Source organism: Polynucleobacter sp. 15G-AUS-farblos, assembly GCF_018882445.1.
Classification (GTDB): Bacteria; Pseudomonadota; Gammaproteobacteria; order Burkholderiales; family Burkholderiaceae; genus Polynucleobacter.
The window spans coordinates 274,663-288,266 of record NZ_JACVOM010000001.1; the positions used below are offsets into that span (position 1 = coordinate 274,663).

The 13,604-nt window shown below is 46.4% G+C and carries 9 protein-coding genes; 3 read left to right on the plus strand and 6 right to left on the minus strand.

The genetic code is table 11. From position 1 onward, the window contains the following. Positions 1-29 precede the first annotated feature (29 nt). Genes ligA through smc form a run of 3 tightly spaced genes read right to left on the minus strand, consistent with a single transcriptional unit; the run spans position 30 to position 6,647 of the window. Complete coding sequence (gene ligA, locus ICN41_RS01380; RefSeq protein ID WP_216291017.1) at positions 30-2,045, minus strand: NAD-dependent DNA ligase LigA; 2,016 nt, start codon at positions 2,043-2,045, stop codon at positions 30-32. A 9-nt stretch (positions 2,046-2,054) separates the two neighbouring features. Beyond that, a complete protein-coding gene (locus tag ICN41_RS01385) occupies positions 2,055-3,125 on the minus strand; it encodes a cell division protein ZipA C-terminal FtsZ-binding domain-containing protein (RefSeq protein WP_370629070.1) in 1,071 nt (356 codons plus the stop codon). Next, positions 3,126-6,647: a chromosome segregation protein SMC gene (gene smc, locus ICN41_RS01390; protein ID WP_216291018.1), complete on the minus strand. Its 3,522-nt coding sequence runs from the start codon at positions 6,645-6,647 to the stop codon at positions 3,126-3,128. Positions 6,648-6,822: 175 nt separating this feature from the next. Between smc and dapD the strand changes: the two genes are divergently transcribed. Genes dapD through prmB form a run of 3 tightly spaced genes read left to right on the plus strand, consistent with a single transcriptional unit; the run spans position 6,823 to position 9,754 of the window. Beyond that, entirely contained in the window at positions 6,823-7,650 is an 828-nt protein-coding gene (dapD, locus tag ICN41_RS01395) for a 2,3,4,5-tetrahydropyridine-2,6-dicarboxylate N-succinyltransferase (protein ID WP_216291019.1), read from the plus strand. 18 nt (positions 7,651-7,668) lie between these two features. Further along, positions 7,669-8,820, plus strand: a complete 1,152-nt coding sequence (gene dapE / locus ICN41_RS01400) for a succinyl-diaminopimelate desuccinylase (protein ID WP_216291020.1) — start codon at positions 7,669-7,671, stop codon at positions 8,818-8,820. A gap of 37 nt (positions 8,821-8,857) precedes the next feature. Further along, the gene (prmB, locus tag ICN41_RS01405) at positions 8,858-9,754 is read left to right on the plus strand and encodes a 50S ribosomal protein L3 N(5)-glutamine methyltransferase (protein WP_216291021.1); all 897 of its coding nucleotides are present in this window, start codon (positions 8,858-8,860) and stop codon (positions 9,752-9,754) included. A gap of 14 nt (positions 9,755-9,768) precedes the next feature. On the opposite strand, the gene radA is transcribed toward prmB, so the two are convergent. Genes radA through ICN41_RS01420 form a run of 3 tightly spaced genes read right to left on the minus strand, consistent with a single transcriptional unit; the run spans position 9,769 to position 13,513 of the window. After that, on the minus strand, positions 9,769-11,133 hold the full coding sequence (gene radA, locus ICN41_RS01410; RefSeq protein ID WP_216291022.1) for a DNA repair protein RadA: 1,365 nt from the start codon (positions 11,131-11,133) through the stop codon (positions 9,769-9,771). Between the two features lie 32 nt (positions 11,134-11,165). Beyond that, positions 11,166-11,675 carry a hypothetical protein gene (locus ICN41_RS01415; protein ID WP_216291023.1) on the minus strand — a complete coding sequence of 170 codons (510 nt, stop codon included), beginning with the start codon at positions 11,673-11,675 and terminating at the stop codon, positions 11,166-11,168. Further along, the gene (locus ICN41_RS01420) at positions 11,672-13,513 is read right to left on the minus strand and encodes a potassium transporter Kup (protein ID WP_255537864.1); all 1,842 of its coding nucleotides are present in this window, start codon (positions 13,511-13,513) and stop codon (positions 11,672-11,674) included. The genes ICN41_RS01415 and ICN41_RS01420 overlap by 4 nt, the downstream gene beginning before the upstream one ends. Between the last annotated feature and the right edge of the window lie 91 nt (positions 13,514-13,604).

The following is a 13,604-nucleotide window of genomic DNA, read 5'->3' on the forward strand; positions in this document are numbered from 1 at the left end:
ACTTACGCTCTTAAATTGACGGGGGATTGTTAACCCAGCAACTCCAACATGGCAGCTTCATCAATCACTGGGACGCCCAGCTCTTCTGCCTTTGTGAGCTTGCTACCTGCATCTGTACCTGCCACAACGTAATCCGTTTTTTTAGAAACAGAGCCGGCTACTTTGGCCCCTGCTTTTTCTAGAAGATCTTTAGCTTCATCACGAGTCATGGTCGGGAATGTTCCCGTTAAGACAAAAGTCTTTCCAGCAACAGCAGCGCTAATGATCTTTTCTTCTACAGCCAATTGCATACCAGAAGCTAATAATTGCTCAATCACCTCACGGTTGTGCGACTCTTGCATAAAACTGATAATCGAATCTGCAACTACCGGACCCACATCTTTCACTGTGAGTAAATCATCCATACTTGCGTCCATCAATGCATGCATCGTTTGATAGTGATTCGCTAGGTCCTTAGCAGTTGTCTCGCCCACATGTCGAATACCTAGAGCAAAAATAAACCGAGCAAGCGTAGTGTTTCTAGAAGCATTAATTGCCTGGATGAGATTATCCGCAGACTTTTCACCCATACGCTCTAAGTTTGCCAAGGCAGTAAACCCTAATCGATAGAGATCAGCAGGCGTCCTGACTAAATTTTGATCTACCAACTGATCCACTATTTTTTCGCCAAGGCCTTCAATATCTAGAGCCCTACGATGTGCAAAATGAATTAAAGCCTGTTTGCGCTGAGCGCCACAAAATAGGCCACCGCTACAACGCGCTACCGCTTCATCAGCTAGACGCTCGATATGTGAATCGCATACAGGGCAACGTAATGGCATTACAAATTCTTTAGCATCAGCGGGACGTCGATCTTTGATTACCGAAACCACTTCTGGAATGACATCGCCTGCGCGTCTGACTGAGACCGTATCTCCAATACGTACATCTTTACGCTTTACTTCATCTTCATTGTGCAGGGTGGCATTCGTTACGGTGACACCACCAACCTCGACTGGTGAAAGCCGAGCTACTGGCGTAATAGCGCCAGTACGCCCTACTTGGACATCGATACCCAATACTGTCGTTAGTGCTTCTTGAGCTGGATATTTATGAGCCAAGGCAAAACGTGGTGCTCGAGATACAAAGCCCAATTTAGCCTGATCAGCAAAAGAATTCACCTTATAGACGACGCCATCGATGTCATAGGGCAAGGAATCCCGTTTGCTGCCAATCTCTTGATAAAAAGTGAGAATTTCTGCGACAGAATGAAGAACTCTACGCTCCGAGCACACCGGCAAACCAAGTTCAACGTAGGCATTAAGCAACTCTTCATGGGTCTTAGGTAACCATGATTGAGGGTCTAAAGCACCTAAGCCATACGCAAAGAATGAGAGTGGTCTTTTGGCAGTAATCTTTGAGTCTAATTGGCGCAAGCTACCAGCGGCAGCATTACGAGGATTTGCAAACTCCTTTTCACCAAGCGCTACCGCCTGTTGATTCATCTTCTGAAAATCTTGAAGATACATAAACACTTCGCCACGCACCTCCAACACTTTTGGAATATTTTTACCTGTCAGCTTCAAAGGAATGGCACGGATGGTTTTGATATTGGCAGTAACATCCTCACCACTAGCTCCGTCGCCGCGGGTAGCAGCCCTGACCAATGAGCCATTTTCATATCGTAGTGATATTGCAAGACCATCAAATTTCAGCTCGCCAGCATAGGCAACATGATCAGCATGCAAGCCTTCACGACAACGCCGATCAAATGCAACTAGCTCAGACTCTTCAAATGCATTATTGAGTGAAAGCATAGGAACTTCATGAGTGACAGAGTCAAACTCTTTTAAGGCTACGCCACCCACCCTTTGAGATAAAGACTCGGGCGTAATCCACTCTGGATGCTCAGCTTCAATCTCTAATAGTTCGCGATAAAGACGATCGTATTCAATATCGGGCAATAAGGGGTTATCTAGTACATAGTAGGCATGCTCCAAGCGAGCGAGCTCAGCCTGTAAGAATGCGTAACGCTCCGCTAAATTTGTCGGACTGTTAGACGACAAGGTAATTTCCTAGCTAAAGAGTCTGCTAGCTGTAGAAGAGCCAGATGCAACACCGTTCTTCTCTAGATTGGCATAGAGCACATCAAGATGTTGTCGAATGCTAATAACAGCGGCTTCAGATAAGTTGATGCCATTATCATCTACTAAGCGACCATGGGCAGCTTGGGCAATCTCAACACCTTCCCCAAGCATTCTTTCAAAAGCACGCTCATCTTGCGGCACCAAGGGGACTTCAAGCAAGAGGGTCAATTGCGTGACGCCTCTGTTGGGATCCAAATCAGCACTATTAAATAACAATGAGCCATTGCTGTAATACTCATATTGCCTGCCGCTGCGTGCCAGCTTAAAACCTCTTTGACGCATCAGCGCATCAAAATTACCCCAAGGACATGGTTCATCAAACAAGATATTGATACTGAGCTGTATATCGCTGTCAGCAGCCATGACATCTAATTCTTTTGCACTCTCAAGCATGGTGCTCACGCTAGGCATATCAATCTGAGAACCCAAAGTTTCAGCAAGGGCTTGGGCACGAGAGCAAAAATCAGATAACTCAAGCACACCAATGGGTCCTCGACGGCTTGCCAGTTGAATCGCTAATTGCAACTCAGAATACGAAGCCTCTGGATTTAATTCTTCCCAAGCTTCGCCATCATCAGCATTCAGTCCCTCGCACATCCAACGAGCACTAGCTTGGGATCCCAGATCAGTCCAGGTAGAAACCTCTTCTAAAATTTCCGAACCACTAATTGGCTCATCGAATCGAAGTGTAATGACGCAATCAATCCGTGGATCAATTGCAAACTTTTCGGGGGCGCGACTAGTTTCATAAGCGCTGGAATCAAAAGATGGTTCAGAGCGGTCTGTAGATTCTGCATCAGCAAAGACCTGTCCAAAACTGGGTTCACGGGCAAAACGATCATCAGAGACATATTCACCCTGCTCTTTTGCCTTTTTACGAGCATACGCATGTCTGATATTAAGAATAGCAACTGCTATCAAAATCAGCACACCAATAACAGCCAAAGCAAACTGCAAATCAGACAAACCCAACATCGTCATGATTTGTTCTACGTACACTTAGGCGGCCTCCACCATTGAGACTGCGGAAGAAATATCTACTGCAACAATTCGGGATACGCCCTGCTCCTGCATCGTGACGCCAATTAATTGATGAGCAATTTCCATAGTGATCTTGTTATGCGAGATAAATACGAACTGAGTCTTATCTGACATTTTGGCAACCATCTGTGAGTAGCGCAAGGTGTTTGCATCATCTAATGGCGCGTCCACCTCATCCAACAAGCAGAAAGGTGCTGGGTTCAACAAGAAGAGTGAGAACACCAAGGCGATCGCAGTCAACGCTTTCTCGCCACCGGAGAGTAGGTAAATACTGCTGTTCTTTTTGCCAGGAGGTTGAGCCATCACTTGTACGCCAGCATCTAGGATCTCTTCGCCAGTCATTACCAGCTCTGCATGGCCGCCACCAAACAACTCGGGGAACAATCTTCCGAAATGTCCATTGACCTGATCGAAAGTGCCTTGTAACAAGTCACGGGTCTCAGCATCAATCTTGGCAATCGCATCAGTCAAGGTTTGCATTGCTTCATTCAAGTCAGCTGACTGAGCATCCAAGAATTGCTTACGATCACGAGAACTTGCTAACTCATCCAATGCAGCCATATTGACTGGACCAAGAGATTGGATTTCTGAATTCAAGCGATTGACTTCATTTTGCAAGGTACCAACCTTAAGGTCAGGACTGAAATTAGCCTCTAGGGCAATTAAATCTGCCTCAGCATCAGACAACAATGTGGCGAACTGTTCATAATTTAAGCGAGCTGCCTGTTCGCGCAACTGTAAATCGACTACCTTGTCACGCATTGGCTGCAGGCTACGCTCAACCTGCATACGCGCCTCATCCGCTTCTCGCAATTGATGTAAGAGTGCGTCTTGTTCAGTACGGGCATTAGCCAATGCAGCCTCACGAGCACTGCGAGCCAATAAAAGATCTTGTAACTTTTCTTGCGCCTCTTCATCACTTAAGACTTCCAACTCTTGAGTAGCAGAATCGTGTTTGTCCTGAATTTCCATGATTTGAGTACGTGCAGTACTTTGATCACGCTGTAAATCAGTAATACGTTGCTGCAAAGAACGGGTAGCAAAAGCCGCCTCTTGCGCAGCCATCTCGGCAGCACGCAATGACTCACGTAAACGATCACGCTCCTGAGTCGCCAGCTCTAATGCTTCTTGCGCTGAGGCCAATACAACTTGAGATTCCTGTTTCGATTCTTCTGATTCGGATAATTCAGCGGCAGATTGCTCTTGAGTCGCAGTCAATTGCTCCATTTGCTGGCGCAATTCACTTAATTCATTCTGAATTTGAGCGGCACGAGTACTGTATTGCTCTTCAGCTTGAGTTAGCTGCATTCTCTCAACTTCAAAACCATGCGCTTCTTGAACAGCATGCTCAGCATTGATGCGAGCCTGCTCTGCCGCTTGATGAGCCGCTTGGTAATTAGCAGCACATTGATCCAACTCACCCTGTAATTCACTTTGCATCAACTGCTGGGCGCGTAATTGCTTCTCCAAGCTCTCCATCTCTTGAGCACGTGCAAGCATGCCAGCCTGCTCAGAATCCGCTGCGTACAACTGAACACCTACACGGCTAACTAAATGGCCTTGTTGAGTAACAAATGCGCCACCAGCAGGTAACTTTTCGCGACGATGCAAAGCATCTTCCAAGCTCGATGCAATATAAATATTGTCTAACCACTCTTGGAGTACCGAAGTCAGTCTTGGAGCACCAGCACTTTGAACGCGACTGAGTAAAGGCGTGAAGTCTGCAGGAACATTGGTGTGTGCCGGAGTAATCTCTTCAGTCAGCAAAATCGCTAAACGACTTGGCGGTGCATCATTGGCTAAAGCCAATGTTTCTTGCACACTCTTTGCGGTGACTGCAGCTAAACGCTCGCGCAATACTGACTCAAGTGCAGCTTCCCAGCCGCTCTCAACCTTGAGCTCTTGCCATAAACGCTTGCTTTCTTTAAGGCCCTTGCTCTCTAGCCATGGACCAATCTTGCCCTGCGCCTGGACGCTTGCTTGCAAAGCAGTTAAAGCCGTTAACTTCGCTTCAGTTTGAGCAACATCTTGATTTGCTGTTTGAATATTTTGCTGAGCAGTGTTTCTTGCTTCATCTGCTGCAGGAACACGTTGTTGAGTTTCTTGAGCACGCTGTTTAGATTCATCGACCTTGCGTTGCGCCATAGTCTGACGATCAATTGCCATTTGAAGTGCTTCTGCATCAGGTCTACGCATTCCATCTAACTCACTAATTAAGCGTGCTTCACGCCCTTTGAGTTCATCAGACTGAGCTGTCATGGCGCGCATACGCTCGCCCAAACTAGCTAAGCGCTGTTCAATCGTAGCTAAGCTATCACGTGCTGCATTTAAACCATTAATTGAGTTTTGATAAGCGTCATCGCGCCCGGGCATTTGATCTATTAGACCAGCCAAGTCTGCCAATAGCGTTTGTTCTTTTTCGGCCGCCAGACTCAACTCATGTTCAGCAGTGCGTTGCGCTTGTGCAGCATCTGTTTCTTGCACAGTCCAGCGCTGTAATTGCGCATGTAAATCTTGAATTTGCTGCTGCAAACGTTGACGCGCTTCTTGTACATAATGAATCTGTGACTCAACCTGACTCACATCAGAATTGGTTTGATACAACTCACCTTGCGCTTCAGAAACTTTATCTTGTAATGCGTACTGTTGTGTGCGCATTGTCTCGAGCTCAGCCTCTGCATGACGGAGCTTAGCAGTCTGTTCTTCAAGGCCAACCTGGGTATCGCGGATGCCATTAGCATGGCGCTCTTGTTCTTTACCCGCTTCAGTTTGACGTACAAACCACAGCAACTGTTGTTGCGACTTCATTTGTGTAGAAAGTTCAGCATGTCGCTCGGCAACTGTAGCTTGTTTTTCTAAACGGGTTAACTGCTGATCTAACTCACGCAAGATATCTTCAACACGAGTTAAATTCTCAACGGTGTCCTCTAGGCGTGATGCTGTTTCTTTACGACGCTCTTTGTATTTAGATACTCCTGCTGCCTCTTCCAAGAACACGCGCAACTCTTCAGGCTTGGATTCCAAAATACGATTGATTGTTCCCTGTCCAATGATGGCATAACCTCTTGGACCCATACCAGTACCCAAGAAAATATCCTGAATATCTTTTCGGCGAACTACTTGGTTGTTCACGTAATAACTAGAGTTGCCATCGCGAGTCAAAACGCGTTTGATACCTAATTCTGTAAATGCACTCCACTGACCTTGTGCACGTCCCTCAGCATTATCAAAAATGAGTTCAACGCTGGCTCGACCCGACGGTTTACGCAATCCAGAACCATTAAAAATAACGTCCTGCATAGATTCACCACGTAATTCGCTGGCGCGAGACTCGCCCAAAACCCAGCGAACGGCGTCAATGATGTTTGACTTTCCGCAACCATTAGGGCCCACAACGCCAATAAGTTGGCTAGGCATTTCAAAATGGGTTGGGTCAACGAAGGACTTAAAGCCGGAAAGTTTGATGGATTTCAGTTGCACGGCGTACTTTGCAGGGAAAAAGGAGGTTCAATAAAAGGGGATAAAAATTACATCTAAAGTGGGAAGATGATAGCAAGCTTGAGGCGACTTAGACGCGTTTTTGCCCCATCGATATAATGATAAATCTACCTCCAGGGACAAAATCCCTTAACAATCTGATAGTTAACTAAAAAGCATGAGCCAATCACCACAAAGCATCATTGAACAAGCCTGGGAAAACCGCGCAGACCTTTCTCCAAATAGCGCCCCTGGCGACGTCCGCGGCGCTGTTAATGCCGTCCTAGAAGGCCTTAACAACGGCACTATTCGCGTTGCTGAACGCCTTAGCGTTGGTAAATGGGAGGTAAATCAATGGGTTAAGAAGGCTGTTTTGCTTTCTTTCCGCCTGGAAGACAACATTCCGATGAGCGCTGGTGGCTTTACCCAGTTCTACGACAAAGTACCTAGTAAATTTGAAAGCTACACAGCCGCGGACTTTGCAGCTGGCGGCTTTCGCGTAGTACCCCCCGCCATGGCTCGCCGTGGTTCATTTATCGGCAAAAATGCTGTTTTGATGCCTTCCTACGTCAATATTGGCGCTTATGTAGGCGAAGGCACGATGGTTGATACCTGGGCTACCGTAGGCTCATGCGCCCAAATTGGCAAAAATGTTCACCTTTCTGGTGGCGTCGGTATTGGTGGTGTTTTAGAGCCAATCCAAGCTGGCCCAGTCATCATTGAGGATAACTGCTTTATTGGTGCCCGCTCAGAAGTGGTTGAGGGTGTCATTATTGAAGAAAATGCTGTTTTATCCATGGGTGTCTATATTGGGCAAAGCACCAAGATTTATGATCGTGAAACTGGTGAGGTGCATTACGGCCGAGTGCCAGCTGGCTCCGTTGTTGTGCCTGGCTCCCTTCCTTCTGCTTGCGGTAAATACAGTCTTTATGCTGCTGTGATCGTGAAAAAAGTAGATGCTCAAACCAGAGCAAAGACAGCCATTAATGAATTGCTACGCGATTAAATAAAGAAAAGACCATTTATGAGCGCCGCACTTGAACTGACCGAAGCACTAATTTCCTGTCGTTCCGTTACTCCAGCGGATGGCGGCTGCCAGGAACTCATTGCCAAACGTCTTCAGGCTATCGGCTTTCATACTGAGAGTGTTGTCAGTGGACCCGACAACTTCCAGGTAACGAATTTGTGGGCGATTAAAAAAGGAACAGCGGGAGATCAAGGAAAAGTCTTTGTATTTGCTGGTCATACTGATGTGGTTCCAACAGGCCCGTTAGAAAAATGGGATAGCGATCCTTTCACACCAACCATCCGCGATGGCATGCTGTACGGTCGCGGCGCTGCGGATATGAAAACCTCTTTGGCAGGCTTTGTAGTAGCCACAGAGGAATTTGTTGTGACCCATCCTAATCACGAAGGTTCAATTGCCTTTCTCATTACCAGCGATGAAGAAGGCCCAGCGCATGATGGCACCGTCATTATGTGTGAGCGCCTTCAAAAGCATGGACAACGTTTGGACTATTGCGTGATTGGCGAGCCAACATCTGTTGATCGCTTAGGCGATATGATTAAAAATGGTCGACGTGGCTCACTTTCTGGAAAGCTCAGGATTAATGGCTTACAAGCGCACATTGCCTATCCACACCTGGGCAAGAACCCAATTCATCTAGCAGCACCTGCCATTGCCAAACTTGCTGAGACGGAATGGGATAAAGGCAATCAATATTTCCAGCCAACCAGCTTTCAAATTTCGAATATTCATGCAGGCACCGGTGCTAACAACATCATTCCTGGTGAATTGGCAATTGAATTTAATTTCCGCTTCTCTACAGAGAGTAAACCTGAGCAGTTGCGTGAGCGTGTAGAGAAGATCCTTAAAGATGAAGGTCTCGATTTTGAAATTGACTGGCATTTAGGTGGTAGCCCCTTCATTACTGGTGATGGTGCACTTGCTAGCGCCCTACGCTCATCCATTAAGGCAGAAACTCAGATCGATACTGAACTCTCGACTACGGGCGGAACAAGTGATGGCCGCTTTATTGCCAAAGTATGTAAAGAAGTTGTTGAGTTTGGCCCACTGAATGCTACAAGCCACAAGATCAATGAATGCGTCATCATTGATAACGTAGAACCTCTCAAGAATATTTATCGCAGAACGCTTGAGCAACTCGTTGCCTAAGTTGCATTAACTCCCAATCACCTTTTATCTATCCTCCATGGACCCTGAGCCTTCACAATCTCTCACCCTAAACCAGTGCATTGAACAAATTGCACAAAAATTAGAGGCTGCCAATTTGCACCATGGTCATGGCGCTCTAGATTCTCGTAGTGAGGCATTGTGGATTACTAGCAAACAGCTTGATTTAAGCCCTAGTGAAGCACTTGACTGCCTGGAGCGAACTGTCACTACAGAACAAACTCAACAGGCTTTGCAAATTACCGAAGAACGCATTAGCACCCGCAAACCACTCGCCTATATTTTGGGTGAAGCTTGGTTAATGGGCGTACCGTTTTTCTGTAGCGAGCAAAGCATCGTACCCCGCTCATGGATTGCTGAATTAATAGTAGATGGCATGCTGGAGCCTTGGTTACCGGCAGATGGTAAGGTGTTAGATCTGTGTACCGGCAATGGTTCACTTGCCATCTTGCTTGCGCTTTCCTGCCCTGATATTCATGTCAGCGCTTGCGACATCAGCATGCCCGCCCTTGCACTCGCTGCACGCAATATTGATCGCCATAACTTGAGCTCTCAAATTGAGTTGCTTAATGGTGACTTATGGGATGCCTTACCCGAACCTCATGATGACAATCTATTTGATCTCATTATTTGCAATCCTCCATACGTCAATGCCAACTCTATGAATACATTACCTGCGGAATACCATGCCGAGCCCGCTCTTGCCTTAGCCGGCGGTGATGACGGTATGGATTTAATTCGTCGCATCATTGCTGCCGCTCCGGACTACTTGTCTGAGCGTGGCGCTCTGCTGTTAGAGATTGGCAATGAGTTTGTAAATTTCAAGAATGCATTTCCACAAATACCGGTAATTTGGATGGAAGTCTCTGCGGGTGAAGAGCAAGTATTACTCATTCAGGCAGAAGATCTGCGCTGAGTATTAACTCAGTCTTAATTTAGCTCGGCTGCTGCCGCAATCGCTTGGTCAATCCGCTCTACTGGAATCACCCTTAACCCTGGTATTTTGGTCTTTGGCATATTCGCCTTAGGAATGATGGCAACAGTAAATCCAAGTTTGGCAGCCTCCTTCAGGCGCTCCTGCCCTCTCGGACATGGCCGAATTTCACCTGCTAATCCAACTTCACCAAATACGATCAACTCTTTTGGCAAGGCACGATTACGAATAGAGGACTGAATCGCTAAAAGGACAGCTAAGTCCGCTGCAGGCTCAGAAATTTTGACTCCACCCACCGCATTAAGAAAAACATCCTGATCAAAACAGGCTACGCCAGCATGGCGGTGCAATACTGCCAATAGCATCGCTAAGCGAGCTTGCTCCAAGCCGACTGCTAAACGCCGCGGATTGGGGACATGGGCTGTATCAACCAATGCCTGAATCTCTACTAACAAAGGACGGCTACCCTCTTGTGTCACTAGTACGCACGCACCTGGCACCATCTGTTCATGTTGCGATAAAAAGATAGCCGACGGATTGGCAACACCGCGCAAACCTTTTTCTGTCATCGCAAATACGCCCAACTCATTCACGGCACCAAAACGATTTTTAATTGATCGCACTAAGCGGAAAGATGAATGGGTGTCACCTTCAAAATACAGAACGGTATCAACAATATGCTCTAAGACACGAGGCCCTGCTAAATGACCATCCTTGGTCACGTGTCCCACCATCAGAACACAAATACCGCTCGACTTTGCCGCGCGAGTAAGTTGCGCTGCGCACTCTCGCACTTGTGCCACAGAGCCTGGAGCAGAACTGAGTACCTCAGAATACAAAGTCTGAATAGAGTCCACAACCAAAACTTGTGGTTTAACGGTATCCATAATGGATAACAATTTCTCGAGCTGAATTTCTGCCAAGACTTCTAACTGGGGAGCATCTAGGGCAATTCGTTTAGCACGCAGTGCAATCTGCGCAGCAGACTCCTCGCCACTACTGTAGAGAACATTCATCCCGGCTGAACTCATTTCAGCTAAGGCCTGCAATAGTAAAGTGGATTTGCCGATGCCAGGATCGCCGCCCAACAGCACTACACCGCCAGGAACTAGACCGCCCCCGAGGACGCGATCAAACTCTTCAACACCAGTACTAAATCTGGGTAAATCCTCTGCTGTAATAGCAGAAAGCTTTTGTCTTGGCAGTGATTGCGCTAAACCTTGGAAGCGAGAATTAGAACTGACTTCTGGCAACCCCTCTTCCATCGTATTCCATGCCTGGCATGAAGGGCATTGACCTTGCCATTTGGCTGAAGTACCGCCACACGCTTGGCAAATATAGATTGTTTTAATTTTAGCCAAAAAATGTCCTACTGAAATTGCACTGAACTGAATTAGTCAAGTTGCGTTCCTGCTTTATTTTCTTGTGCGCGCTTAGGTGCATCTTTGCGACGCTGCTCTAAGTCGGCCGCTCTCGCTGCAGCATCTTTTTGCTTCTCTTCATACTCGCGCTGATTGGCAGCACGTTCAGCCGCTTTCTCAGGTGCCGCGCGATCGGCAGCACGCTTAATGTCCTCTTGATTCTTCAAGCTCTCACGCAATTTGCGCTGAGCGTCACGCACAGCAACTTCCTGCGCCCTAATGGGATCTAACTCTTTACGATAATCAGCCCTGACATCACCGAGGCAATAATTAACCCAGAATTCTTGATAGCAAAGAGAGGAATCTCTTTTCCAGCGATATTCAACCCACTCTCGTTGAAGCTCTAACTCTTGTTCAATTTTCGTTAATTGCTTAAGCTCTTCCTCTTCAGCAGGCGTGGCTAGTGCCACCCCACCCAAAGAGCAAACTATTAACAATATTCCTAGAAATACTTTGGAATGAAAAGATGCTAATTTGATCAAATTTCCACCTTAGCACCAAGCTCCACCAGACGATTGGCTGGAATCTTAAAGAAGTCCGACTGACGCCCTGCATTTTGATACATCCAGCAGAATAGGCGCTCACGCCACAAGGCCATTCCTGGAGTTGGAGATGGGACAATCGTATCGCGGGACAAGAAGAAAGAAGTATTCATCATATCGAAGTGCATATTGAAATGACTTTCAATCAGATGAATGATGGTCCCCATATCTGGAGTTTCCTTGAAACCGTAAATGGCCCTGACAACAAATATATTGCCGCCCAAATCTTCTAAGGTAATACGCTCAGCATCATTGACGTAAGGCACATCCCAAATACTGACCTTTAAGAAGAAGACTCTCTCATGCAAAACATGGTTATGTTTTAAGTTATGCAAAAAGGAAACGGGCAAATAGTCAACGTGCGCAGTTAAAAAGATGGCTGTACCCTCAACACGATGTGGCGGGTGAGCCAGCAAAGATTTAATAAAGCTGCTTAACTGAATACCCTCTTCTATAGCGCGCTGACGCAAAATTTGGCGTCCGCGATACCAGGTAATTAGGCAAGTAAAACAAACTAAACCAAGAGCTAGTGGATACCAGCCGCCATGTTCAATCTTTATGAGATTCGCACTCCAAAAAGCAAAGTCGACCAGGAAGAAGGAGGAAGTAATGAGAGCCACCAAAACAATATTCATCTTCCATTCTCTAAACATGACTACTGCAAGCAAAATCGTCGTGATCAACATAGTTGAGGTCACTGAAATTCCGTAAGCCGCTGCTAAATTAACAGACTCTCTAAATTCAACGATGGTAACCACCACCATAAACAACAAGGTCCAATTTACAAGAGGAATATAGATCTGACCTTGCTCAGAATCCGAGGTAAACAAAATCTTCATGCGGGGTAAAAACCCCAACAGAATTGCTTGGCTCACCAAAGAATAAGTCCCTGAGATCACGGCTTGAGATGCAATCACAGTGGCAGCAGTTGCCAAACCAACGGTAGGCCATAGTGCCCAATCAGGAACCATTAAATAAAAAGGATTTTTGATTGCTTCTGGATTTGAAAGTACCAAAGCGCCTTGGCCAAGATAGTTAATCAGCAAACTTGGTAGCACTACTAAAAGCCAGGCATAGCGCACTGGACTACGACCAAAATGTCCCATATCTAGATAGAGTGCCTCAACCCCCGTAACCACTAACACTACCGCGCCCATCACAATATAAGCAGTGGTTGGATGTTGAACGATAAAGTTAATGGCAAATAAGGGATTGAAGGCCGAGATGATCTGAGGTGCATCACCAATATTCCAGATACCTAATGCAGCCAGAGTTAAAAACCATGCGAGCGTAATAGGGCCAAATAAATTGCCAACGGCAGCAGTGCCATATTTTTGAATCGCAAATAGGGCCACCAGAATAGCTAATGAAATCGGAATAATGTATTTACTTAATCCGGGTGCGGCAATATTAATTCCCTCAACTGCGGACAGAACAGAAATCGCTGGGGTGATGACAGACTCACCAATGAGCATGCAAGCTCCCAACATTCCAATAATCATTAAAAAGTAATGCCTTTTTGATTTGTTATCAAATGAGCGTAGCGCTAATGCCATTAGCGAAAGAACGCCACCCTCCCCTTTATTGTCAGCGCGCATCACAAACAAGACATACTTAAAAGTCACAACTAAGATCAATGCCCAAATCATCATTGAGATCACACCAAATAGTGCTTCGGGCGTATAAGCGATGCCATGAGTTGGATCAAAGCATTCCTTAAGGGCATACAAGGGGCTGGTTCCGATGTCGCCAAAGACAACACCAATGGCCGCCAACATCATTACTCCAAGACTTTTTTTATGCTCCCCTTCGGGTCCATGCACCTGCACGGGCTTTAATAGCGTGGAGCTTGAAAATTCAGGATTACTA